Annotated in this window: 22 protein-coding genes; 10 read left to right on the forward strand and 12 right to left on the reverse strand. The window is 71.6% G+C overall.

Annotated features, from left to right (window positions below):
• The first annotated feature begins 165 nt into the window (after positions 1–165).
• Genes ABWO84_RS14995 through ABWO84_RS15010 form a run of 4 tightly spaced genes read left to right on the forward strand, consistent with a single transcriptional unit; the run spans position 166 to position 6,474 of the window.
• Positions 166–1,044, forward strand: a complete 879-nt coding sequence (locus tag ABWO84_RS14995) for a carbohydrate ABC transporter permease (RefSeq protein ID WP_353115979.1) — start codon at positions 166–168, stop codon at positions 1,042–1,044.
• A gap of 2 nt (positions 1,045–1,046) precedes the next feature.
• On the forward strand, positions 1,047–1,892 hold the full coding sequence (locus tag ABWO84_RS15000; RefSeq protein ID WP_353115981.1) for a carbohydrate ABC transporter permease: 846 nt from the start codon (positions 1,047–1,049) through the stop codon (positions 1,890–1,892).
• 2 nt (positions 1,893–1,894) lie between these two features.
• Positions 1,895–4,045, forward strand: a complete 2,151-nt coding sequence (locus ABWO84_RS15005) for a glycoside hydrolase family 43 protein (RefSeq protein WP_353115983.1) — start codon at positions 1,895–1,897, stop codon at positions 4,043–4,045.
• Positions 4,046–4,092: 47 nt separating this feature from the next.
• Positions 4,093–6,474, forward strand: a complete 2,382-nt coding sequence (locus tag ABWO84_RS15010) for a 3-keto-alpha-glucoside-1,2-lyase-like domain-containing protein (protein WP_353115985.1) — start codon at positions 4,093–4,095, stop codon at positions 6,472–6,474.
• Positions 6,475–6,537: 63 nt separating this feature from the next.
• Here the strand turns inward: ABWO84_RS15010 and ABWO84_RS15015 are convergent, their stop codons facing one another.
• The gene (locus tag ABWO84_RS15015; protein ID WP_353115987.1) at positions 6,538–7,752 is read right to left on the reverse strand and encodes an amidohydrolase; all 1,215 of its coding nucleotides are present in this window, start codon (positions 7,750–7,752) and stop codon (positions 6,538–6,540) included.
• A 245-nt stretch (positions 7,753–7,997) separates the two neighbouring features.
• Here ABWO84_RS15015 and ABWO84_RS15020 point away from each other — a divergent pair, with 245 nt between their 5' ends.
• Positions 7,998–9,302, forward strand: coding sequence for a hypothetical protein (locus ABWO84_RS15020; RefSeq protein ID WP_353115989.1), 1,305 nt, complete (start codon positions 7,998–8,000; stop codon positions 9,300–9,302).
• Here the strand turns inward: ABWO84_RS15020 and ABWO84_RS15025 are convergent.
• On the reverse strand, positions 9,283–10,428 hold the full coding sequence (locus tag ABWO84_RS15025) for a polysaccharide deacetylase family protein (protein WP_353116037.1): 1,146 nt from the start codon (positions 10,426–10,428) through the stop codon (positions 9,283–9,285). The genes ABWO84_RS15020 and ABWO84_RS15025 overlap by 20 nt on opposite strands.
• A gap of 80 nt (positions 10,429–10,508) precedes the next feature.
• Here ABWO84_RS15025 and ABWO84_RS15030 point away from each other — a divergent pair, with 80 nt between their 5' ends.
• Positions 10,509–11,717, forward strand: a complete 1,209-nt coding sequence (locus ABWO84_RS15030) for an MFS transporter (RefSeq protein ID WP_353115991.1) — start codon at positions 10,509–10,511, stop codon at positions 11,715–11,717.
• Positions 11,718–11,724: 7 nt separating this feature from the next.
• On the opposite strand, the gene ABWO84_RS15035 is transcribed toward ABWO84_RS15030, so the two are convergent.
• From ABWO84_RS15035 to ABWO84_RS15050, 4 genes are all read right to left on the reverse strand, one after another.
• Entirely contained in the window at positions 11,725–12,735 is a 1,011-nt protein-coding gene (locus ABWO84_RS15035) for a LacI family DNA-binding transcriptional regulator (RefSeq protein WP_353115993.1), read from the reverse strand.
• 69 nt (positions 12,736–12,804) lie between these two features.
• Positions 12,805–14,475: a glycoside hydrolase family 13 protein gene (locus tag ABWO84_RS15040; protein WP_353115994.1), complete on the reverse strand. Its 1,671-nt coding sequence runs from the start codon at positions 14,473–14,475 to the stop codon at positions 12,805–12,807.
• Positions 14,476–14,521: 46 nt separating this feature from the next.
• Complete coding sequence (locus ABWO84_RS15045; RefSeq protein ID WP_353115996.1) at positions 14,522–15,244, reverse strand: ribonuclease H family protein; 723 nt, start codon at positions 15,242–15,244, stop codon at positions 14,522–14,524.
• Between the two features lie 145 nt (positions 15,245–15,389).
• The gene (locus tag ABWO84_RS15050) at positions 15,390–16,322 is read right to left on the reverse strand and encodes a 2-hydroxyacid dehydrogenase (RefSeq protein WP_353115998.1); all 933 of its coding nucleotides are present in this window, start codon (positions 16,320–16,322) and stop codon (positions 15,390–15,392) included.
• Between the two features lie 82 nt (positions 16,323–16,404).
• On the opposite strand from ABWO84_RS15050, the gene ABWO84_RS15055 reads away from it, so the two are divergent.
• Complete coding sequence (locus ABWO84_RS15055; protein WP_353116000.1) at positions 16,405–16,830, forward strand: DUF1761 domain-containing protein; 426 nt, start codon at positions 16,405–16,407, stop codon at positions 16,828–16,830.
• A 101-nt stretch (positions 16,831–16,931) separates the two neighbouring features.
• On the opposite strand, the gene purQ is transcribed toward ABWO84_RS15055, so the two are convergent.
• The 3 genes from purQ to ABWO84_RS15070 form a co-directional block, all read right to left on the reverse strand.
• On the reverse strand, positions 16,932–17,633 hold the full coding sequence (purQ, locus tag ABWO84_RS15060) for a phosphoribosylformylglycinamidine synthase subunit PurQ (RefSeq protein ID WP_353116039.1): 702 nt from the start codon (positions 17,631–17,633) through the stop codon (positions 16,932–16,934).
• A 2-nt stretch (positions 17,634–17,635) separates the two neighbouring features.
• A complete protein-coding gene (purS, locus tag ABWO84_RS15065; RefSeq protein WP_353116002.1) occupies positions 17,636–17,884 on the reverse strand; it encodes a phosphoribosylformylglycinamidine synthase subunit PurS in 249 nt (82 codons plus the stop codon).
• A 74-nt stretch (positions 17,885–17,958) separates the two neighbouring features.
• Positions 17,959–18,474: an adenine phosphoribosyltransferase gene (locus tag ABWO84_RS15070; protein ID WP_353116004.1), complete on the reverse strand. Its 516-nt coding sequence runs from the start codon at positions 18,472–18,474 to the stop codon at positions 17,959–17,961.
• Positions 18,475–18,549: 75 nt separating this feature from the next.
• Between ABWO84_RS15070 and ABWO84_RS15075 the strand changes: the two genes are divergently transcribed.
• Complete coding sequence (locus ABWO84_RS15075) at positions 18,550–19,968, forward strand: glycoside hydrolase family 1 protein (protein WP_353116006.1); 1,419 nt, start codon at positions 18,550–18,552, stop codon at positions 19,966–19,968.
• Positions 19,969–20,126: 158 nt separating this feature from the next.
• Entirely contained in the window at positions 20,127–21,122 is a 996-nt protein-coding gene (locus tag ABWO84_RS15080) for a LacI family DNA-binding transcriptional regulator (RefSeq protein ID WP_353116008.1), read from the forward strand.
• 103 nt (positions 21,123–21,225) lie between these two features.
• Here ABWO84_RS15080 and ABWO84_RS15085 read toward each other — a convergent pair whose 3' ends face one another.
• The 3 genes from ABWO84_RS15085 to ABWO84_RS15095 form a co-directional block, all read right to left on the reverse strand.
• Positions 21,226–21,669: a GNAT family N-acetyltransferase gene (locus tag ABWO84_RS15085; RefSeq protein WP_353116010.1), complete on the reverse strand. Its 444-nt coding sequence runs from the start codon at positions 21,667–21,669 to the stop codon at positions 21,226–21,228.
• 146 nt (positions 21,670–21,815) lie between these two features.
• Positions 21,816–22,862, reverse strand: a complete 1,047-nt coding sequence (locus tag ABWO84_RS15090; protein ID WP_353116012.1) for a hypothetical protein — start codon at positions 22,860–22,862, stop codon at positions 21,816–21,818.
• Positions 22,850–23,722, reverse strand: coding sequence for a DUF1266 domain-containing protein (locus ABWO84_RS15095; RefSeq protein WP_353116014.1), 873 nt, complete (start codon positions 23,720–23,722; stop codon positions 22,850–22,852). The genes ABWO84_RS15090 and ABWO84_RS15095 overlap by 13 nt, the downstream gene beginning before the upstream one ends.
• Before the next feature lie 131 nt (positions 23,723–23,853).
• Between ABWO84_RS15095 and ABWO84_RS15100 the strand changes: the two genes are divergently transcribed.
• A complete protein-coding gene (locus ABWO84_RS15100) occupies positions 23,854–24,519 on the forward strand; it encodes a TetR/AcrR family transcriptional regulator (protein WP_353116015.1) in 666 nt (221 codons plus the stop codon).
• The last annotated feature ends 44 nt before the right edge of the window (positions 24,520–24,563 follow it).

Raw genomic sequence — 24,563 nt, forward strand, 5'->3', positions numbered from 1 at the left:
TGTCGGGCTGTACGCTCTTCTGCCGCTCCTTCGGCCCCCCCCCGCGCCGCGGCGCGGGCGCGGGCGCGGCGCGGCGCGCGGGGCGCGGCGCGCCCCCCCCCCCCCCCCCCCCCCACCCCTCCCACCTGAGAGGAAGACATGTCGTCCGTGCAACGCGCATCAGACATGAGAAGGCGCGAGAAGGCGTGGGGCTGGGCGTTCGTCACGCCGATCACCCTGCAGATCCTGCTGTTCTGCGTGGTCCCGGTCGCCATCGCGATCATCGCCGCCTTCACCAACTGGAACGTGATCAAGGGCACGTACGACTTCGTCGGGATCGAGAACTTCGTCGAGTTCCTCACCGACAAGAAGTTCTGGATCGCCAGCGCGAACACCCTGTTCATGCTGCTGCCGATCCCCTTCTACCTCGTCCTCGCGGTGCTGTTCGCGATCGGATGCCACCGCAACACCCCGGGCAGCAAGCTCTTCCGGGTGCTGTTCTTCCTGCCCTACATCTCCTCGATCGTCGCGCTCGTGGTGATGTGGAAGTGGCTGTTCAACTACGAGTACGGGCTGATCAACCAGACGCTCAGGGCGTGGTTCGGCATCCAGGGGCCCAACTGGCTGGGCGACCCGGCCTGGATCAAGTTCACGATCGTGCTGATGATCGTGTGGAAGATGATCGGCATCTCGTCGATCTACATCCTCGCCGCGCTCAAGAACATCCCCGGCACCTACTACGAGGCGGCCCGCCTCGACGGCGCGGGGCCGATCCGCTCGTTCTTCAGCATCACGCTGCCCCTCCTCACCCCGGTGCTGTTCTTCCTGGTCGTCATCGGGCTCATCGGATCCCTGCAGACCTTCGTCGAGGTGCAGCTGTTCACCACCGACGGCGGACGCAACTACAGTGCCGCGACCATCACCTACTACGTCTGGGAGAAGGCCTTCGTGTCCAACGAGATCGGTCTCGCCTCGTCCGTCGCCTTCTTCTTCGGTCTCGTGATCCTCGCGGTGACCCTGTTCCAGTTCCGGCTGTCCCGCCGGTGGGTCTACGAGGGGGAGTGACCATGGCCCGTACGCAGACCGCGCAGCGCCGCACCGGGACGGTCGTCTCGTTCGTGCTCATGCTCGTCGGAGCGCTCACGATGGTGCTCCCGTTCCTGTGGATGCTGTCCACATCGCTGAAGGAGTCGAAGCTCGTCTTCGAGTTCCCGCCGAAGTGGATCCCCGACCCGCCGGACTTCGCCAACTACGCCGAGGTGTGGGACGTCGCCCCGCTCGCCACCGGACTGATGAACAGCGCGATCGTGACGGTGACGGTGGTCGTGGTCGGCACGTTCTCGTCGACCATGGCGGCGTTCGCCTTCGCCAAGCTCGACTTCCCGCACAAGCGGCTGCTGTTCGTCGCGCTGCTCGCCACGATGATGGTGCCGGGCGTCGTGCTGATCATCCCGCAGTTCCTCGCTTTCGCCGAGCTCGGCTGGATCGACACCCTTCTGCCGCTCATCGTGCCGGCGATGCTCGGCAACATCACGATGATCTTCTTCCTCCGGCAGTACATGTTCGGGCTGTCGGACGAGCTGATGGACGCCGCCAAGCTCGACGGCGCCGGGTTCCTCCGCATCTACTGGAGCATCTTCCTGCCGCTGTGCAAGCCCGCGATCGCGGCCAACGTCATCATCGTCTTCATGGGCACCTGGAACGACTACATGGGCCCGCTGATCTTCACCAACTCCCCGGAGAACTCCACCGTGCAGCTCGTGATCGCCTCGCTGACCTCGTACTACGCCGAGCAGACGGACTTCCCGATCGTGATGGCGGCGTCGATCATCGCGGTCCTCCCCGTGGTGCTGCTCTTCGCCGGCGCGCAGCGGTACTTCGTCGACTCCTTCGCCATCAGCGGGATCAAGTGACCGTGGCCGTCTACGAGAACCCGATCGCCCGCGACGACGACTACGCCGACCCGTTCGTGCTGCGCCACGACGGCCGCTACTACCTCTACGCCACGAACCCCGACATCCGGTGCTGGAGCTCGGACGACCTCGTGACCTGGCGCGCGGAGGGACCGAGCATCGCGGCGGACGAGTTCCCGGGCCTCGTGCCGTTCGCTCCCGAGGTGGTCTACGCCGACGGCGCCTTCCACATGTACACCTCGCCCTCCGGGCACGGCCACCACGTGCTGCGGAGCGAGAGCCCGACCGGTCCCTTCCGCGACGTGAGCGGCAACGTCGGCCATGCGATCGACGGCAACGTGCTCATCGACGACGACGGTCGCTGGTACTTCTACTGGGCGGGGGACGAGGGCATCTGGGGATGCGAGATGCCTTCGCCGACCGAGTTCGGGGAGCCGGTGCTCACCGGCATCCACATGAACGGCTGGACGGAAGGACCCTTCGTGGCCCGGCGCGACGGCCGGTATCACATGACCCTCACCGGCAACCACTACCTCAGCGCGGGTTACCGGATCGATGCCGCGGTGAGCGACCACCCGCTCACCGGCTGGCGTCCGGGGCCGCTGAACCCCCTCGTGGTCAGCACCGACCCGGTGTACACCGGACTCGGGCACAGCAGCAGCGTGACCGGTCCCGATCTCGTGTCGACCTACCTCGTCTTCCACAACATGAACCCCGATCTCACCCGGCACCTGAACATCGACCGCCAGGTGTGGGGAGCCGACCGGCTGCTCGTGCTCGGCCCCTCGCGGGAGGCGCCCGTGCCCTCGGCGCCGGCACATCGCTGCGCGTGGACCGAGGCGGACGCGGCGGACCGATGGCGGGTCGACGGAGGAGCGCTCGCGGTCGAGGACCGGTCGGCGGTGCTCTCCGGCGCGCAGGACGCGCACGCCCTGTGGGGGATCGGTGCGGTGCCCGCGCTCACCGCCGAGGTCTCGCTGACCGCCCTCGACGCGTCGGCGCACGGCATCGTGATCGACGAGGACGGCGGGCGGCGGATCGTCGTCGCGGTCGACCGCGACGCGCATCTCGTCGTGGCGACCGACGGCGGGGAGACGGTCGGTACGGTCGCCCTTCCCCCCGCCTTCGCGCACGGAGCGCTGCACACCTGGCGGGTCGTCGCCGACGATCGCGGGGCGGAGGTCTTCCTCGACGGGAGGCGGCAGCCCATCGGCCTCTCGCCGCTCGACGGCCCTGCGGCCATCGGCGTGCTCGCGCAGGGCGGCAGCGTGCGCCTCGGCCACATCGCGCTCACCGGCACCACGCCCGACGCGGCCGATCGCGCCGCCGTCGCGCCGGTGCCCGGGCGCCTCTGGGCGACGCTCACGCCCGACGCGCCGCGGTCCGCCCGCGAGGTCGTCGCGCTCGCCGCGGGGGAGGAGGTCGGCTACCGCCTCCATGCCGCACGCGCGGGAGCCTTCCACCTGCAGATCGCCGGGCGGTTCTCCGCGGGCGACGTGCTCGAGGTCTCCGCGGGAGGGAAGATCTCGCGCATCGTCGTGCCGGAGCACGGCCACGTGATCACGGCGCCGGTCCGGCTGGATCACGGCGAGAACCCGCTGCGGATCCGGGCGGAGTCCGGGCATCCGCAGCTGGAGCTTCTCACGGTGTCGGACGGCGTCGGGGAGGGCGTCGCGCATCCCGCGGACGCCGTGCTCGCAGGCTTCGGCAAGGCGTTCGTCGACGAGACGGAGCGCGCCGACGCGGTGGCGGAGGCCACGCTGTCGTTCACCCCGGGGGAGGACGGCGGGCACGGCGACCTCCTGGTCCGGGCGAGCCGCTTCTCGGAGGGCGGCGAAGGGGCGGACACCCGCCTCGGCGTGAATTTCCTGCTCGGCTACTCGGTGCAGCTGCATCCGGGGCGCATCGTCCTCGCGCGGCACGACTACGACGAGCGGGTGCTCGCCTCCACGGCGGCGGACATCGCTCCGGGGAGCGCGCACCGCGTGGTGGTGCGGATGCGCGGGGAGCGCATCGCCGTCGAGCTCGACGGCGCGGAGGTCATCGACGTCGCGGACGTCTTCCCGCACGCCACGGGCGCCACCGGCGTCCGGGCGGTCGGCGGGGATCTCCGCGCGGAACGGATCGAGGTGCGCGGAGCCGCGCACTCCTAGACCGGGGCGGCGAACGTCCGTCTCGAAGAAGAGAAGGAGCAGGCGTCATGCAGAGAACATCCACGGGGCGGCGACGGCCGTTCCGTCTGACAGCCGTCCTCGCGGCGGTGCTGGGGGTGGCGGGCCTCGTGGCCTTCCCCACGGCGGCCTCGGCCTCACCGGGCTCGGTCGTCGCAGCGCCGTCGTCGCCGAGCGGTGCGGAGAACAACGACTACCCCCGGATCATCCGGCTCTCCTCGAGCGCGGACCAGAGCCGCCGGGGCGACCTGCTGGTCATGTACAGCGTCAACGACACCGGCGTGCGCACGCATTCGGTGGTCAAGCGCAGCACCGATGGCGGCCAGACCTGGTCGACGCTGAGCACCCTCTACTCGCCGACCCCGGGCTGGGGGATCTACTTCGGCTCGATGTACGAGCTTCCGCAGGCCACCGGAGGCCTGCCCGCGGGCACCATCATCGCGGCGGGCAACGCCTGGGACAACGTCAACTGGTCGAACCAGGAGGTGCAGACGTTCATCAGCACCGACTACGGGGCCACCTGGACGCGCCGCGGCAACTGCGTCACCAAGTCGGGTGCGCCCAACCAGGTGTCCACGGGCCTCTGGGAGCCGGAGATCGTGCTGAACGCCGACGGCAAGCTCGCCTGCCACTTCTCCGACGAGCGGCTCCGCTCCTCGGGGTACAGCCAGAAGCTCGTGATGACCACGTCGTCCGACGGCGGGGCCACCTGGGGCGGTCAGGTCGACGTCGTCGCGATCGGCGACAGCAGCTCACGGCCGGGCATGCCCATCGTCCGCAGGCTGCCGAACGGCTCGTACGCACTGGGCTACGAGCTCTGCCGCGACTCCGTCGGCAACGCCGACCAGACCTGCCGCGTCTACCTGAAGACGTCGCCGGACGGCGCCTCCTGGGGGTCCGCGACCGACCTCGGCACGCTCGTCCAGACCGCCGACGGACGGCAGCTGCTGCACACCCCGGCGCTCGCCTGGACCCCGGCGGGCGGCCCGAACGGCACGCTCGTCATGTCGGGACAGCGGGTCGTGACCGGATCGGACGGGCCGACGACGGTGGTCAAGCCCGAGTCGGGCCGCGTGGTGTTCACGAACACCTCGCTGGGCTCCGGACCCTGGCAGGCGGTCTCGGCACCGATGACGATCGACCCCACGGGCGACTACAACAACGGGCCGGGCAAGCACTGCGCCAACTACAGTCCGAGCATCGTGCCGACGGCATCCGGATCGGCCGTCATGATGGTCTCGCCCAAGTTCGTCGCGGGCTCGAACACGCGCTGCGACGTGCGCTTCGGGATCGGCCCGGTCGGCACCCTGCCCCTGTACGCCCCGTTCGACTCGGGCAACGACATGGGCTGGTCCACCTACGGCGGCAGCTGGTCGGTGAGCGGCGGCGTGTACGCGCAGGCCGGCGCATCCAGCGGCCCGAAGTCGCTGGTCGGCTCCACCGGATGGACCGACGTGACCCTCGACACCGACATCCGCCTCGACTCCAGCGGGCAGGCGGGTGTGCTGCTGCGCACCCGGGCGCCCGCGGTCGGCGCGGATGCGCACGCCGGGTACTACATCGGGATCGAGACCAACGGCACGCTCTTCATCGGCAAGCAGAACAACAACTGGACCTCGCTCGCCCTGCAGAACGTGACCGGCGGCGTCGGCACCGGCACCTGGTACCACCTCACGGCGAGTGTCGTCGGCTGCACGATCACCGCGACGCTCAAGCCCGACAACGGCACGACGTCGACCACGGCGACCGCGACCGACTCCGGATGCTTCGCCTCCGGCCAGGCCGGCGTGCGGACGCACCTCACCTCGGCCTCGTTCCGCAACCTCCAGGTGACCCAGGCGGGCAGCTCGACCGCGGTGTCCTACGCCGACTCCTGGGCGTCGGGGACGGCGACCGGATGGACCGGCTACGGCGGCAGCTGGTCGACCGTCGCGGGCGGGATCGAGCGTCAGTCGGCCGCCGCGACGGACGGCCCGAAGCTGGCCTCGCCGGTCGCGGGCGACGCGTACACGGTGTCCGGCGATGTGCGCCTCACCTCGCTGAGCGCGCCGAGCGGCAACGCCGGAGTGCTCGCCAGGATGACGTCGCCCGGCGTGGGCCCCGACGCGTACACCGGCTACTTCGCCGGGGTCGACGGGAGCACGGGGCGGCTGTCCCTCGGCAAGGCGAACGGGTCGTGGACACCTCTCGCCGACACCGCGGTGCCGGGCGGCGTGCAGCTGAACTCCTGGTACCGGGTGACGCTCCGCGCCTCCGGCTGCACGATCACCGCCACGGGGCAGCGCACCTCGTCGTGGGATCAGGTCCGGGTGAGCGCGACCGACGCGGGCTGCGCGGCGAGCGGATCGGCGGGCATCCGCACGATGCTCGCCGCCGCCGACTACCGGGAGTTCCTGGTCAGCAAGGGATGAGCGGATGATCCGGCCCGGGCGTCCTGCGAGGCGCCCGGGCCGGATCGTCGGCAGGGGATCCGGTCAGGCCAGGAACTCGCGGGCCGCGGTCACCAGGGCGGTCACGCCCACCTCGATCGTGGGATCGATGACGGGTGCGAAGAACGGCGAATGGTTGGTCGGGATGTCGGTCTCGAGCGTGCCCGCCTCGAAGGCCCGACGGAACGTCTCCGGGTCGGCGCCGCCCCAGAACCAGAAGACCAGCGGGACGCCGGCGTCGCGGGCGAACCAGGAGACGTCCTCGCTGCCGGTGAGCAGACCGGGATCCATGATCGCCTGCTCGCCGAACACGCCGCGGAACGCGTCGAGGGTGCGGGCCGTCGCCTCCGCATCGTTGATCGTGGCGGGCAGGGTGTGCAGCACCTCGACGTCGGGCTCGCGCTCCGCGCCGGAGGCGGCCGCCTCGGCGCGGACGATCCGCTCGACGCCGGCGAGCACCTTCGCGCGCACGCTCTCGTCCGGGTAGCGCAGGCTGAGCTGCAGCGTGGCGTCCGCGGGGATGATGTTGTTCTTCGTGCCGGCGTGGAACGATCCCACCGTCACCACCGCGGGGGTCAGCGCATCCGTCTCGCGCGAGACGACGGTCTGCAGCCGCATCACGGTCGCGGCCGCCATCACGATCGGGTCGATCGTGGAGTCGGGGCGGGATCCGTGGCCCCCGCGTCCGTGCATGGTCACCTTCAGGCCGTCCGACGCGGACATCTGCGGCCCGGGACGCATGCCCACGGTGCCGGCGGGGAAGGGGCCCACGTGCTGTCCGAGCACGATGTCGGGCCGCGGGAAACGGGTGAGCAGCTCATCGTCCAGCATCGCCCGTGCGCCGCCGCCGACCTCCTCCGCGGGCTGGATCAGCACGACGAGCGTGCCCTTCCACTGCTCGCGGTCGGCCACGAGGCGCTCCACGGCGCCGATCATCGCGGTCACGTGCATGTCGTGGCCGCAGGCGTGCATGATCCCGACCTTCTCGCCCGCGTCATCCGTCCCGGTCGCGGTGGAGGCGTAGGCCAGCCCGGTCTGCTCGGTCACCGGTAGGCCGTCCATGTCGGCGCGCACCCAGACGACGGGCCCTTCGCCGTTCGAGAGCACGCCCACGACGCCGGTCCGGCCGATCCCCTCGTGGACGTCGAGGCCGAGGTCCCGGAGATGCGCGGCGGCGATGCCGGCGGTGCGGGTCTCCTGGAACGACAGCTCGGGGTTCCGGTGCAGGTCGATGTAGAGCGATGCGAGGTCGATGGTCATGAGCCGAGCCTATGGCGTGCAGCCTCCGCATCGGGTGGTCAGTTTCGGCAGGTTCTGGGGCCGAAACCTGCCGAAACTGACCACCCAGCGGCGGGGGCAGTGGCGGGCCCAAGGGCGGGGGGCAACGGCGGGGGCAACGGCGGGGGCAACGGCGGGGCGGGGCGGGGCCTACGATCGTTCTCGATGGCCCTCTCGGACACGACAGGGAATCCGTGACTTTCGATGTCGTCGAGGAGGGGCCGGGAATGGCTGATGGGCAGGGTGGACTCGCCGAGCGGATCGCGCAGCTGGAAGCGGAGAACGACGCGTTGAGCGCGCGGATCCGAACGCGCGGCTCCCGGTGGCGCGCCCCGGTCTCCGCCGTGCTGATCGTGCTGGGGCTCGTCCTCGGATCCGCCAGCACCGTGACGAGCTACGCGCGGGACATGCTCGCGGACACCGACGCGTTCGTCGCCGCCTTCGGGCCACTCGCCGCCGATCCGGACGTGCAGCAGACGGTGACCGCGGCGGTCGGCTCCGCGATCGACTCGGCGGTCGACGTCCCCGCGCTCACCGGCGAGGTGTTCGACGGGCTGCGCGCCCTCGACCTCCCGCCGAAGGCCTCCGCGGCGCTGACCCTGCTCGAGGCTCCGGCCGGTCGCGGCGTGCAGAGCCTCATCCACGGGCTCACGCGTGAGGTCATCGCCTCACCGGCGTTCTCCGAACTCTGGACGCAGGCGCTGCGGGCGACCCACGGGCAGCTGACGGCCGCCCTCCGCGGAGAGGCCGGGTCGGTCATCGCCGCCGGGGCCGACGGGGCGCTGCGGCTGGAGCTCGGCCCGGTGCTCGCCGGCGTCCGCGATCGGCTGCTGGCCGAGGGGATGACGTTCGCCTCCGCGATCCCCGCGGGGGACCGGAGCATCGTCCTGGTGCAGGACTCGTCCCTGGGCGCTGCGGTCGCCGGGTACGGTCTGCTCATCGGCGTCGCGGCCTGGCTCCCCTGGATCGCCCTCGCACTGCTCGCCGCCGGCGTGCTCGTGGCTCGGAGGCGTCGCGGCGGCCTGATGCTCGTGGGGATCGCCGCCGCCGTCATCATGACGGCCTTCGCGGCGGGTGCGCAGCTCGCGCGCGCGGTGGCCGTCGGCGCGCTCTCGTCGAGCGGTTCCGGCATCACCCCGGCCGCCGCCGGGTCCGTGTTCGACCAGGTCTCCGATCCGCTCGTGCAGCGCATCCTCGCGATCGCCCTGCTCGGCGGCGTCGTCGCGGTCGTCTCCTGGGCCACGGGGCCGCGACGGGCGGCGGCCGCCGTGCGCGGAGCGGCCTCCCGCGCGATCGGCGCGATCCGCCCCGGTGAGGCGGGCGGTGGCCGATGGGGCGCCGTGCGCGTGTGGGTCGAGCGGCGGCACGTCCCGCTCCTCGTCCTGGTCGCCGTGCTCGCGACGGCGACCGTGCTGCTCGTCCACCCGCTCACCGCGGGGCTCGTGCTCTGGACGACCGCGGCCGCGCTCGTGGCACTGCTGGCGATCGAGGCGATCCGCGCCCCCGGCGGGCTCAGCCGATCTCGCGCTTGAGCCTCTCCACCGTGTCTCCGTAGTTGATGCGGATCACGGGGAGGGCGAGCTTGTCGGTGCCCTGCCTCACGTAGCCCCACTCGATCGTGCGCGCGAGAGTGAACCCCGCCTTGCGTACGCCCTCTTCGGCGGTCTTGTCGAAGTGGCCGAACGGATAGGCCACGACCTCTTTCGCGCCGAGGATCGCCGCCGACCTCTCGAGATCGGCCGCGATCTGATCGGCGGTCCAGTTGACCATCCGTCCCTTGCCGTTGGCGCCCGCCTCGTGCATGTCGTCGGTGTGCGAGCGCTGCAGCACATAGGGGGAGGGGGAGCCCTCGTGACGGTACTTGGTGATCACGAACGAGGTGGTGAGCAGCTTGTGCTCCGTGATCACGGGCACCGCGAGCTCCAGCCAGGTGTGGTCGGCGTCGTCGTCGGTGATGACGAGCGAGCGCGGCGGGAGGTACAGGCGCCCGTCGATGAAGGCGTTCAGCTCGTCCCAGGTCGGCAGGTAGAAACGCTGTGCGGCGATGTACGCCATCTGCGCCGTGAAGTCGCCGATGTAGGCGAAGTTCCCGCGCAGCCAGCCCTTCTCCCCCTCCGGCTTGGTCGTGAACTGGTGGTACATGAGGATCGGCACCCGCGTGGCGGATGCCTGCTTCGGCGTCGCCCATGCCCCGTGCAGGGTGATCCGGCGGTCGGTGCAGGTCACGAGCTGCGATCCGTTGATCCGCGCCGCGGGCGCCAGCGCGACGGCGTCCGCGGCGCTGGCGTACCAGCCGCCGAACGCCGCGCCGGTGCGCGAGGGGATGGGCAGGCCCGCGTAGAGCGTGCCCTGCGTCTGGAGCTGGGGATCGACGGCCGCCCCGTCGATCTGGAAGGAGACGGCGCACGCCTTCGGATTCGTCGTGGTCGCGAGCAGCGCCTCGGCGGGCGTCAGCGGCGTGGGCGAGGGGGTCGGCGAGGCGGAGGCGGACGGGCTGGGCCCGGCGGCTGCAGGGGCGCTCGGGGTGAGCAGCGGGACGAGCAGCACGGCAGCCAGGGCCACCGCGGCGAGTCCGGCCGCCGTCGCGATCACCGCGAGCCGCCGTCGGGCCCTCCGACGCTGGATGCGGTCGCGTCGGACCGGGCGGGGGGAAGCCATCACGGCACTGATTCTAAGGTCGGCGGACCCGTGGATCCGCCGGTGCGATATGCCGCCCGGAAATCTGCTTGGATGACCACGTGCAGACAACGGGGCCAGAGCTGAGCCGGAAGCGTCGGGGCCCCGGTTTCGGCGCGCTGCTGTGGCTCTCCGTCGCGAACTTCTCGATGGGCATCGACGGGTACGTCCTGACCGGTCTGCTGCCGCAGATCTCGGACGACCTCCGCGTCGACAGCGCCGCCGCCGGACAGCTCATGACGGTGTTCGCGCTGACCAGCGCCTTCGCGGGGCCCGTGCTGGGGGCCGTCACCGGGCGCTGGGAGCGTCGCGGGACGATCATGACCGCCCTCACGGTGTTCGTGCTCGGCAACGTCATGGTCGCCGTGGCGCCCTCCTACGCCGTCGCGATGTCGGGCCGGGTGGTCTCGGCGGTCGGCGGCGCGCTGCTCGCGGCCGTCATCTCCGCCTACGTGATCGCGATCACGCCGCCGGAGCGCCGGGGGCGCGCGCTCTCGATCGTGATGGGCGGCTGGCTCGCCGCGACGGCCCTCGGCGTGCCGATCGGCCTCGTGATCGGGCAGCAGGACTGGCGGATCCCGCTGTTCATCGTCGCGGTCGTCGGAGCGCTCGCGCTGCTGGGCATCCTCCGCTACGTGCCGAAGCTCACGCTCCCTCCGCTGCCCCTGCGCGAGACGCTGCGTCCGCTGACCCGCGGCCCGATCCTGCTCGCGCTCGTGGTGCCGATGAGCCTGATGTGCGCCAGCTACTTCTGCTTCACCTATGCGGCGTTCATCATCGGCCCGCGCACCGGCACCGGCTACGCGATGATCGCCGTGCTGTTCGGATACGGGATCATGAGCCTCTTCGGCAATCTGCTCTCCGGGCGCTTCATCGACCGGATCGGGCCGCTGCGGGTGATCACGGTCATCATCTCCGCGCTCATCGTCTTCACCCTGCTGGGCAGCGCGGGGCTGGGGCTCCCCGGTGTCGCAGGAGTGATCTCGATCGTGGTCTGGTTCCTCGGCTGCGCGACCTTCTTCGGGGGCTCCGGGGTGGCGCTGCAGGCGCGGCTGAGCGCGATGGCCCCCGATTCCGTCGCGCTCGTCATCGCGCTCAACACGAGCGGCATGATGCTCGGCTCCGCACTGGGCAGTGCGCTCGGCGGCGGCGCCATGGCGGCCGGGCTTCCCGCCGACGCGCTGGTGCCGCTCTCGGCGGTGATCCTGCTCCTCGCGCTCGGCGTGCACCTGCTCCTCGCCCGGCGCCGCGGGGTCATGCCCGTGGTCTGAGCCGTCCTCAGCCGCGTGGGGGAGCCGTCGATCCGCGCTCGACCACCTCGAACGGGAGGATCGTCTGGGCGGGGGCGTCCGCGCCGTCGTCGAGCATCGAGAGCACCAGGGACGCCGCGCGCTCGCCCTGTCCGCGGGGGAACTGGTCGACGGTGGTCAGGCCGAAGAAAGCGCCCAGCTCGTGGCCGTCGACGCCGATCACCGAGACGTCCTCGGGTACGCGGAGGCCGAGCTCGCGCGCCGCGAGCATCGCGCCGATCGCCATCTCGTCGGAGGCCGCGAAGATCGCGGTGGGGCGCGTCCCGGGGCCGTCGAGCAGCCGCCGCGCCGCGCGGTGCCCGCCGTCGACCGTGAAGTCCGCCGGCTCGAGGAGGTCCGGGCGCAGAGCGGCCCCGGCCTCCGCCAGTGCGTGCTCGAAGCCCAGACGCCGCTGGGTCGGCACCCGGAACTCGCGGTCGAACTCCGGCGCGGCGCCGATGTGCGCGATCGAGCGGTGCCCGAGGCGCAGCAGGTGCCCGGCCGCAGCCTGCGCGACGGCGAAGTCGTCCACCGTGAGCATCGGCAGCCGGGCATCCGGTCCCCCGATCGCGATCACCGGGATGCCGATCTCCAGCAGGCGCGACGTCTCGGCGTCGCCCAGCCGGATGGACACCGCGATCACCGCGTCGACCCTCTCGCGCCGCAGTGCCGTGCGGAACACCTCGCGGCGCACCGCATCGTCATCCGTGATGTTGTAGAGCGTGACGTCGTAGCCGTGCCTCATCAGGGTGTCCGAGATCCCGGAGAGCACCGTGCCGAAGAACCAGCGGTCGAGGTGCGGCACGATGACGCCGACGTTGCGGGTGCGTCCGGAGGCGAGGCTCGAGGCGCGGGACGACACCACGTAGCCCAGTGCGTCGGCGGCGGCACGCACCCTCTCCCGGGACGTTGCCGAGACCTGGCCGCGCCCGGAGAGCGCTCGCGACACGGTCGCCGTCGACACTCCGGCCCGCCGGGCCACGTCGTCGATGCTCACCACGCTCGTCGTGCTCCTCTTCCCCGGATCCGCGCGCCCGCCGGCGAGGGGACGCGCGGATCCGGATGCGGGTCAGCCCCGTGTGAACCAGGCGGCGGTGTCCGGCGGCAGCGCCGTGCCCGCGAAGGGCGCGCTCTGCACCAAGAACGTCGCGTCGTCGCCGAGCTCCAGCGGCGCGGTGCCGAGGTTCGCGACGACGTGGATGTCGCCGCGGCGGAAGGCGACGGCGTCCTCTCCGGCGTCCTCCCAGACCAGCGAGCCCGATCCGAGCGCGTGCTCCCGCCGCAGGCGGATCAGCGTCTTGTAGAGGTTCAGCGTCGAGGTGGCGTCGTCCTCCTCCACGTCGCGGGCGAAGCGCGCCCACTCCGCGGGCTGCGGCAGCCAGGAGGCGCCGGTGTCGTTGAAGCCGTACGCCGGGGCGTCCGCATCCCACGGGATCGGGACACGGCATCCGTCGCGGCCGTAGCGCTCGCCGTTCGTGCGGAACCAGGTGGGATCCTGACGGAACTCGTCGGGGATCTCCATCGCCTCGGGGAGGCCCAGCTCCTCGCCCTGGTACAGATAGGCCGAGCCGGGGAGCGAGAGCATCACCGTCGTCGCGGCGCGGCCGCGTGACAGGCCGACCACAGGATCCGGCTTGCCCTTCGACTTCGGGCCGATGCCCTCGCCCTGAGGGTTGTCCGCCGTCAGCGCCAGGCGCGAGGCGTGCCGCACCACGTCGTGGTTCGAGAGCACCCAGGTGCTCGGGGCTCCGACCGCGCCGAAGTCGTCGAGCGACTCGCGGATCACGTCGCGCAGCCGCTCGGCATCCCACGGCGTCATCAGGTAGCCGAAGTTGAACGTCTGGTGCATCTCGTCGGGTCGCACCCACAGGGCGGTCTTCTTCAGCGTGGGCAGCCAGGCCTCGCCGCAGAGGGCCCGGTCGCCGTCGTACTCGGCGAGCAGCCGGTGCCAGTCGCGGTAGATCTCGTGCACGCCGTCCTGACCCCAGTACGGCACGTTCTCCTCGCCGCCTCCCATCGAGCCGGCCTCGGGGTCGGGCACGTAGTCCGGGAGCCCCGCGGCCTTGATCATGCCGTGGGCCACGTCCACGCGGAAGCCGTCCACGCCGCGATCGAGCCAGAAGCGCAGGATGGAGCGGAACTCCTCGCGCACCTCCTCGTTGTTCCAGTCGAAGTCGGGCTGCGACACGTCGAAGATGTGCAGGTACCACTGCCCGGGCGTGCCGTCCGCCTCGGTGATGCGCTGCCACATCCCGCCGCCGAAGACCGACTCCCAGTTGTTCGGGGGCAGTTCGCCGTTCTCCCCCTTGCCGTCGCGGAAGATGTACCGCGCGCGTTCGGGGCTGCCCGGAGCGGCCTTGAGCGCCTGCTGAAACCAGACGTGCTGATCGGAGGAGTGGTTCGGAACGAGGTCGACGATCACGCGGATGCCGCGGGCGTGGGCCTGTGCGAGCATCTCGTCGAAGTCGGCGAGCGTGCCGAAGAGCGGGTCGACGTCGCGGTAGTCGGCGACGTCGTAGCCGGCGTCCTTCTGCGGGCTCGTCATGAACGGGCTCAGCCAGATCGCATCGACGCCGAGCTGCTTCAGCGCGTCGAGGCGGGAGGTGATGCCCGGGAGGTCGCCGATGCCGTCTCCCGAGGCGTCGGCGAAGGAGCGGGGGTAGATCTGGTAGATGACCGCGCTGCGCCACCACTGGGAGCCGGGCGCGGCGAGCTGTTCGAGCTGTTCGAGCTGTGCCATGCGAACAGCGTACTGCAAGCGCTTGCAGTCGTCGGCCGCCGGAGCGTCAGATCAGTCGGCGCAGCGCCTCTTCGAGGGGGACCCCCTGCGCATCGGCGCGATCGCGCAGGCGGGCGTGCTCCTCGCCGCTGAGCGCGACGTGCAGGGTGACGGGCGCCGCGGAGGGGGCGACGTCCAGGCCGTCGAGCAGGTCGGTCGCCTCCGCCCAGAGGGGTGCGGCAGGCGCCGGGGCGGGCGAAGCAGCGGCGGGCGTCCGGGCCGTGTGCGCCGGGGGAGGGGCGGTCGCCGGGAGGGGGGCGGCGGTTCCGCCCGCGAACCCGGGGCCGCGGTCCGGCTCCTGCTTCTTCTGATAGGCCCTCGCCGCGGCGTTCGCCCGCTCGTCGGCCGCCTCGTTGAGCGGATGCCCGGCGTGCCCCTTCACCCAGGAGAACGAGACGTCGCGTCCGGCGAGCGCCTCGTCGATGCCCTCGAGCAGATCGCGGTTGAGCACGGCCCCGCCGTCGGCCTTCCGCCAGCCGCGGCGCTTCCACCCCGGCATCCATTTGGTGACGGAGTCGATCACGTAGCGGCTGTCGCACTCGATCAGGAGCTTCTCGCCGGACTCCGCCGTCGCACGCAGCAGCTCGAGCACCGCGCGGAGCTCGCCCTGGTTGTTGGTGCCGTGCGGGGAGCCGCCGGCCGCCCAGTTGTCGGCGTCGATGTACCAGGCCCAGCCGTTCGGGCCGGGGTTGCCCAGTGCGGAGCCGTCTGCAGCGGCGGTGATCGTCATCCCTCCACCGTATCGGCGGCGACCCCTGGCCGACGGCGCGGGACGTTCTGCATCCGGAATGACATTCTGCGCCCGGCAGGGCGGCACTTCGGATGCGGAACGTCGCGTCGGATGCAGGATGTCCGGCCGACGGCCCGAAAGGCCCTCAGCGGGGGATGACGATGTTCACGGGAGGCTCGCCGGCCTGCATCCGCTCGATCTGGGTGCGGACCAGGCGGGCGATTCGCGGGTTCATCGCGGTCGAGGCCCCGCCGACATGCGGGCTGAAGACGAGGTTCGGCGCGGTCCACAGCGGATGCCCCGCCGGCAGCGGCTCCTCCTCGAACACGTCGAGCGCCGCGCGCAGACGACCGCTGCGCAGCTCGGCGTCGAGCGCCGCCGAGTCGACGAGCGATCCGCGTCCCACGTTCACGAGCAGTGCGCCGTCGGGCATCCGCGACAGCATCTCCGCGTCGAAGAGATGCTTCGTCTCGGCGCCTCCGGGCAGGGACAGGGCGACGATCTCGGCATCCGCGAGCAGCGCGGGGAGCTCCTCGATCGCGTGCACGTCGACCGACCCCACGCCCTCCACCTCCGCGGTGCGGGCAGTGCGCGCGACCGCCGTGATCCCGGTCTCGAAGGGCACGAGGCGCCGGGCGATCGCCGACCCGACTCCCCCGAAGCCGACGAGCAGCACCCGGCGGTCGGCCAGGCTCTCGGCGAAGGCGGGCGCCCACTCCCCGCGCTCCTGCGCGAGCACGAATCGCGGGAACTGGCGCTGCGCGACGAGCATGAGCGCGAGGGCCAGCTCGGCGGTGGACGCCTCGTGCACGCTCGCCGCGTTCGCGAACGGGATGCCCGGAGGCAGCAGGTCCTCGACCCCCTCGTAGCCGATCGACTGCCCCTGCACGAGGCCGACGTCGAGTCCCGCGAGAGCGCCGAGCACCCGCGAGGAGCCCATGTAGGGAGGAACGACGATGTCGAGGCGCTCTGCGGGCGGGGGCGTCCTCATGTCCCAGACATGCAGTGAGACGCCATCGGGGAGGGCGCCGATGCCGGCGGCGAGACGGTCGGTGGGGACGGTGACGACGAGGCTCACCCCTCGACCATATCGCCGCGGAATGTCCCGGGGCCCCGTGAGTCGCGGGAGTACGCTGAGCGCAACATCCCGAGGAGGAGCCATGGTTCCGGAGATCAACTACTGGGCAGTGCTGCTGGCCACGGCATCGAGCATGGTCGTCGGAGCGATCTGGTACGCGCGCGGCGTGATGGGCCGACGCTGGGCGAGGCTCGCGAAGGTCGACCTGGACAACCCGGGGAACCCGTCCATGCCACTGATCACCACGGTGATCGTGAGCTTCCTCACCTCGTGGGTGCTCGCCGGGGCGACGTCGATCGCCTGGCACTTCTACCAGGGGTCGTACTTCGTCGCCGCGCTCGCGACCGCGGTCGCCCTGTGGGCCGGGTTCACCGCGGCGCGGTTCATCACGCACGACGCGTTCGAGGGGCGTCCGACGAACCTCACCGTGCTGAACATCGCGCACGAGCTGATCACCGTCGTCGTCATGGCGGTGATCATCGGGATCTGGCCGCCGGTCCTCGCCTGACGGCATGGAGACAGGCCGTCCCGATGCCGCCGCCGCGGCTTCCCGGGCACCGCGCTCGCGACTGACCGCCCGCGTTCTCGCGTCCGGTCCTTCTGGGTGACCTAGGCGGCGACGCGGGCGACGGCGGCGATCGCGCTCTCGAAGAAGCCGAGGCCGTCGACCCCGGATCGCATCGCGGCGCGGGTGTCGGGGCCGAAGCCGGGCTCCGTGGCGTGCTCCGGGTGCGGCATCAGGCCGACGACGTTGCCCGCCGGGTTCGTGATGCCGGCGATGTCGCGCAGCGATCCGTTCGGGTTGATCCCCGCGTAACGGAAGGCGACCAGCCCGTCGTCCTCGAGGCGATCGAGGGTCTCGTCGGAGGCGATGTAGCCGCCCTCGCCGTTCTTCAGAGGGATGACGATCTCCTGGCCCCGCTCGAAGGCGCTCGTCCAGGCGGTTCCGGCGTTCTCGACCGTGAGTCGCTGGTCGCGGCGCACGAAGTGCTGGTGGTCGTTGCGGATCAGCCCGCCCGGCAGCAGGTGCGCTTCGACGAGCATCTGGAAGCCGTTGCAGATGCCGAGCACCGGCATGCCCTTGGCGGCCGCGTCCTTGACCTCGGCCATGATCGGCGAGAGAGCGGCGATCGCACCGGAGCGGAGGTAGTCGCCGTAGCTGAAGCCGCCGGGGAGCACGAGGGCGTCGACGCCCTCCAGGTCGTGGGAGCCGTGCCAGAGCGCGACGGCTTCCGCGCCGGCGATGCGGACCGCGCGCTGCGCGTCGCGATCGTCCAGCGAGCCGGGGAAGGTGACGACCCCGATCCGCACGGTCATTCGACGACCTCGACGCCGACCACGTCCTCGATCACGGAGTTCGAGAGCACCTCGTCGGCGACGCGGCGGGCCTCGGCGAGCAGCTCCTCGGTGACCTCTCCGTCGACGGCGAGCTCGAAGCGCTTGCCGATGCGCACCCCGGAGAATCCTTCGACGCCCAGCCGGGCGAAGGCGCCCGAGACGGCCTTCCCCTGCGGGTCGAGCAGTTCGGCCTTGGGCATGACGTCGACGACGATGGTGGGCATGGTGGGCTCCGTGAGTCGCGCGGGCGGGGGCTGGTCCAGTCTATCCCGGCGCCCGGGGGCCGCCGGGCGCCTGCTCAGGACCGGAAGACGGTGTGCAGATCGCCGATCAGGTCGCGTCCGCCGAGTCCGTCGATCTCGAACAGGACGCTGATGCCGGCGACTGCGTATCCGAGGCTCTCGACCAGGCGGCGACCCGCGTCGAGGGTGCCCCCGGTGGCGAGCACGTCGTCGATCAGGAGGATGCGTGACCCGACGGGCAGGTCGTCGTGCATCTCGACCGTCGCCGTGCCGTACTCGAGCGCGTAGTCGACGGATGCCGCGGGGCGCGGCAGCTTCCCCGCCTTCCTGATCGGCACCAGGCCGACACCTGCGGTCACCGCGGCGGCCGCGGCGAGGATGAACCCGCGGGCCTCGATGCCCGCGATCACGTCGAACTCCCCGGCGAACGGGGCGACCAGCGCCTCGGTGGTCACCCGCAGGGCCTCGGCGTCGGCGAGCAGCGGCGTGATGTCGCGGAAGAGGATCCCCGGCTGGGGATAGTCCGGCACGGAGCGGATCAGTTCTTCGGCGCGCGCGAGTTCGGGGGTCACCGGCCAAGGCTACCCGTTGCGGCGGGCGAGGACGGGCGGCTTGACGACGTGGGAGCGCTCCCATAGGTTGGCAGAATGCCCCGCTCCCTCCCCCAGGACTTCCTCTTCGGCGCTGCCACAGCGGCGTACCAGATCGAGGGCGCCGCGTTCGAGGACGGCCGCACCTCCTCGATCTGGGACGCCTTCGCCCGCATCCCCGGCGCCGTGCTCGGCGGCGACACCGGTGACGTCGCCTGCGATCACTACCACCGCTATCGCGAGGACGTGGGCGTGATGCGCGGGCTCGGCCTGCAGGCCTACCGGTTCTCCACCTCCTGGTCGCGTGTGCGCCCCGACGGCGGCGCGCCCAATCCGGCGGGGCTCGACTTCTACCGCCGCCTGGTCGACGAGCTGCTCGAGAACGGCATCGTCCCCTGGCTCACGCTGTACCACTGGGACATGCCTCAGGCCCTCGAGGAGCGCGGGGGATGGACCTCGCGCGACACCGTCGACCGGTTCGTCGAGTACGCGCTGACCGTGCACGACGCGCTCGGCGACCGGGTGCGCGACTGGACGACCCTGAACGAGCCGTGGTGCTCCTCCTTCCTCTCCTACACCGCGGGCGTCCACGCGCCGGGTCGCTACTCGGTCGAGGACGGCCTGCTCGCCGCGCACCACCTGCTGCTCGCCCACGGACGCACCGTGCAGGAGCTGCGCTCCCGCGACGCGGACCTCTCGCTCGGCATCACCCTGAACCTCACCGTCGCCGACGCCGCCGACCCGGACGACCCGGCCGACCGCGACGCCGCGCGGCGCATCGACGGGCAGTTCAACCGGTGGTTCCTCGATCCGGTGTTCCGCGGCGAGTACCCCGCCGACATCGTGCGCGACATCGCCGCGGTCGACGCGGACGCCGTCGCGCACTGGCAGGCTGCCATCCGCCCGGGGGACCTCGACACCATCCGCACCCCGCTCGACGCTCTGGGCGTCAACTACTACCACGGGGAGCTCCTCTCGGGGCATCCGCAGGGCGACGGGACGGAGGGCACCCCGCACGACGGCGTGCAGGAGCGGCGGGCCGCCTCACCGTTCCCCGCCGACGGAGGCGTCCACTGGGTCGAACGCGGCCTTCCCCGCACCGGGATGGACTGGGAGGTCCAGCCCGAGGGACTCACGCGCCTGCTCACCCGGGTGGCCTCCGACTACGCCGACGGGGTGCCGATCTACGTCACCGAGAACGGCGCGGCCTATGACGACGTCGTGGTGGACGGGCGGGTGCACGACGTCGAGCGGAGCGCGTTCGTGCGGGACCACGTCGCCGCCGTCGCCGACGCGATCGAGCAGGGCGCCGACGTGCGCGGGTACTTCGCCTGGTCGTTGCTGGACAACTACGAGTGGTCGTGGGGGTACGGGAAGCGGTTCGGCATCGTGCGCGTCGACTACGACACGCAGGAGCGCACCGTGAAGGACTCCGGACTCGAGTACGCGCGGATCATCGCGGCCCGCGCGGTCTGATCCGTGCGAGCGGACAGCGGCGATGCGCGGGCCGGACGAATCGCATCCCGGACGACGATCCGCATCCGGAAGGGCGCGCAGACGGATGCGGATCGGCACAATGAGTGCAGGGCGTCGCGCGGCGTACGGCCCGGACGATGGACGCGGGGAGGTGCGGCATGAGCAGGCCGACGATCGAGCAGGTCGCCGCGGCGGCGGGCGTCTCACGATCGACAGTGTCCCGCGTGGTCAACGGATCGACCGCCGTGAGCCCCGAGGCGCTGGACGCCGTGCAGAAGGCGATCGCGCGGCTGGGCTATGTGCCGAACCGCGCCGCGCGCACACTCGCCAGCCGCCAGACGCACGCGATCGCGCTCGTCGTCCCCGAGGACACCGGGCGGTTCTTCGGTGATCCGTTCTTCGCGGACATCGTCGCGGGGATCACCACGCGCATCCGGGCATCCGACTACATCCTCAACCTGCTCATCGCGAGCGACGACCCCGGCGACAAGATGACGAGCTTCGTCCGCAACGGCGGGGTGGACGCGGCGATCATCGTCTCGCACCACACCAGCGACTCGTTCGTCGACCGGATCGCCGATGCCGTCCCCGTCGTCTTCGGCGGGCGCCCCGCCCGTGAGCGGCCGGGCGACTTCATCGTCGACGTGGACAACCTCCAGGGCGGGCGCAGCGCGGGCGAGCACCTCGTCGCCCGCGGGCACCGCCGCATGGCGTCGATCACCGGACGGCTCTCGATGCCCGCCGCCGTCGATCGCCTGCAAGGCTTCCGGGACGCGCTCGCCGTCGCCGGACTCGAGCCGCCCGCCGAGTTCGACGGCGACTTCACTGAGGAGGGCGCCGCCGCCGCCGCCCGCGCCGTCCTCGCGCTCGAGCCCCGGCCCGACGCCGTGTTCGCCGCGAGCGACCTGATGGCCCGCGGCGCGATCGGGGTGTTCCGCGCCGCCGGGCTGCGGGTGCCGGAGGACATCGCCGTGATGGGGTTCGACGACTCCGGGGTCGCGGTCACCACCGACCCGCCGCTCACCACCGTGCGCCAGCCGATCCGCCGGATGGGGGAGGCGATGGCGGCCGTGCTCATCGAGACCCTCCGCGGGGGGCGCGCGCCGCGCCGCTCGATCCTCCCGACCGAGGTCGTGGTGCGGGCCTCGGCTTGATCCGCTCAGGGCCGTGTCGGCGTCGTCGAGCCGGTGCGGTGCCGTCGAGCCGGTGCGGTGGCCGCACGTCTTGCGTACCGGGTGGACGGGGCCATACCGGGTTTCAGGCGGCGGGAACCGCCCGAGCGAAGCGGCGCATCTCGCCGTCGGGGCCCTCGTCGCGCCATCCGATCGCCGGGAAGAACCGGAGCGCGGGGTCGTTGCCGGGGTCCACGAACGCGATCCAGCCGGTGGTCGGGGGATGTCCGGGCCAGGACAGCACCGCGGCGACCACCGGGCCTCCGAGTCCGGAGCGTCGGCGTCGCGGATCGATGGCGAGGTCGGTGATGCCGTGCTCCGCGCCCCGCGGATCCCAGACGCATCCCACGAGCGCCACGGGCCCGTTCTCATCGGCCACGACCAGCTGCACGCCGTCCTCCTCGCAGAGCACGTAGTCGAGCCACTCCTCGTCGAGCGGGCCGAGCTCGCGGTCGAGCGTCGGGTCGGAGAACCACTCCGAGATCCAGTGCCAGTCGTCCCTGGTCATCCTGCGCGCGGCGAGCTCCATCCCCCCATCCTCCCGGTCCGGGGGTGCGCGCCACAGCCCGCGGGCTTGTCTCCCGGTGTCTTGTCGCCCACCCGGTACGAGACTGGCGCACGCAGCGCACCGGGTGGACGGGAACGTGCCGGGAAGCCGGGAAGCCGGGAAGCCGGTCAGCCCCCGAGCGCGCGGAGCAGGTCCCCGCCGAACAGACCGAACGCCGTCATCCCGGCCGCGAACAGCAGCGCCCCCGCGGTGCCCGCGATCGCGAGCACGGAGATCCCCTGTCCGCCGAGCCGCTGCCCCCGCAGCCCGACCGAGACCCCCGCGCGGGCTTCGAGCGCGCCCGTCGCGTCGTCGCGGTACAGCTCGGTGCGGGCGGCGAACCGGCGGTGGAACTCCTCGGCGAGCACGAGCGCCGCGGCCATGACGTCCGCGTGGTCGAACCTCGTGCCGTGCGGCAGGTAGACGTAGAGCCGGTCCGACACGAGCTCGATCTCCGCCCCCGTGCCGAGGTCCAGCACGCGTGCCATCAGATCGGGGGTGAAGATGTAGAGCGCGTCCTGCTGGTACCCCTCCGGGACGATGAGGACGAAGTGCTTCGCGAAGTCCCCCTCGAGCTCCAACCGGGCGGCGCCCCGACCGAGCCCGAGCGTCGGGATGATCCGCCGATGCCGGTTGCTCAGCACGATGTGGGGCACCGACGTCCGCAGGGGCAGCTCGATGAAGGCGAAGGGTCGTTGCACGGTCGCCGCCTGCTGACCCCGCGAGATGGAGTAGTGCTTCCCGAGCTCGAACGGCATCCGCGGGTCGTCGCCCGCCACCACGCCGCGCTCGCGGCCGCGCAGCACGCGTTCGAACGCCGCGCCGGGGCGGCGGGTGTGCTCGAGCGCATCGGCGTACGCCCATCCGTTGCCCCATGCGAAGGCGGCGATCTTCACCCGCCGCGCGAGCCCCGCCGCGAACCAGACGAAGCTGAACGCGGCGAGCAGCGTGTAGGCGACCACGAAGACGCCGAGGATCGGCGCGATGGTCAGCAGCTCGCCCTGCAGCAGCCACCAGAGCACCGCGAGCAGCCCCGCCGCCAGCAGCAGCACCCCGACGAGGACCGTGAGGAACCGCCGATACGGCGGGATGCCGCAGATGCGCTCGTAGACGAGGATGTCGCGGAAGCCCGGTGACCGCCGCAGCGGCGCGAGATCGACCTTTACAGGCTCCACGACAGGGTCGCCCAGGGGCCGAGGCGCTTCGCGGTGCTCGCCGCCTTGAACGCGGGCCAGCTGTCGCCGAACTTCTCGAAGGTCTTCTCCTCGACGTTGCCGTCGCTCCAGTGCATCACGCGGCCCACGGTGTAGCTGAGACCGAAGTCGGCCCAGGAGGAGAACGACGGGCGGGCCTCGACATTGATGCGGTGGATGATGGCTCGCGCCTCGGCGACGTCGGCATGCCCGAGCGCGACGCCCCAGGTCGCCATCGCCACGGCCTGTCCGATCGCGTAGCCGTCGAAGGTCTTCACGAACAGGCCCGGGGTGACGATGTCCTTGCCGACGAGCTTGCGCACCTGGTTCTCGACGTACTCGACGGCCGTGATGAAGGTGCGGGCGTCACGCTTGTCGCCACCGGCCTCCACGATGGCCGCTTGCCACTCGCGGTTCTTCGGGGTGCGCCCGAGGCGCTCTGCGGTCTCCGTGCGGATGGTCAGGTAGAGCGTCCAGACCTCGCGGCGACGGCGGACGGTGACCAGCCGCTCGATCGCGGCGAGCCACTCCTCGCGGGTCGCGACGCCCCACTGCTCGACGAGGACGCGCTTCTGGGCGTCGCCGAGGGCGGAGGCGGTCGGGTCGTTCCACGGGCCGGAGGGGAGGTTGGAGATCTGCAGGTAGCCGAGGGCGATCTCGTTGGCCTCCCGGTCGGTGGTCGAGAAGTTCTCGGACGGCTTGACCTTCGCCGCGGGCATGATCCAGATCACGAGGAAGATCAGCACGACGGCGCCGATGATCGCCCAGACCCACCACTGGCCGATCAGCCATTCGAGGAGGGAACCGAGGTCGTTGAGGTCGACGCGGGCGATGGGATGCATGGAGGACTCCAGTGGGGGGAAGCGGGCCGGGCCCGCGCTGCTCATAGATTGAATGAGTATTCAGTGATTAATGTATAGGGAAGGGGGCCGTCCGAGGAAGCACCGCGTCGCACGCGGAAGGAGGATCCCGCATGGCTCGTTCCGAGGAGCAGAACCGCATCGCCCGCGAGAGGTCCCGCGAGGGCATCCTGCTCGCCGCGATCGACCTGTTCGGCGAGCGGGGCGTCGAGGGGGCGAGCATCGCCGAGATCACGCGTCGCGCCGGGGTCTCCCAGGGCATGGTCAACTACCACTTCGGCGGCAAGCAGCAGCTGGTCTCCGCGGTGCTGGACCGCTGGTTCGAGACGCTGCTCGGCTTCGCGCAGGCGCAGGGGGCGGCCGAGGAACGGCTGGCGGCGGTCATCGACGCCGCTCTCATGGCGACGGTCCACGCGCTGCCGCTGCAGCGGGCCGTGATCGCGATGCAGCAGCAGCCGAGCACCCATCGCCTCTTCGCCGAGTCCGAGCAGCGCCACGCCGCCGGGGTCACCGCCGCCGAGGATGCGGTGCGCGCCGTCTTCCAGGAGCGCGGAGCCGCCGACCCCGCGCTCGAAGAGGTGATGCTGCGCAGCACGCTCGAGGGCATCGTGGTGAAGTACGCCGTGTACGGCGCGACGTTCCCGCTGGAGTCGGCCCGCCGCTGGGTCTACCGCATGTACGGACTGCCGGAACCGGCCGAGGCGCTGCCGGTGGCGTCCTGCCCGGGCGACGGGTCGGTGGAGCCGCGTCCCCGCGCCTCCGGCGTCGGCCCGCGCTGACCACGAGGGCCCCGCTCCGGATGCCGGAAACGGGGCCCTCGTGC

The sequence above is a fragment of the Microbacterium sp. genome (assembly GCF_040394595.1).
Classification (GTDB): Bacteria; Actinomycetota; Actinomycetes; order Actinomycetales; family Microbacteriaceae; genus Microbacterium.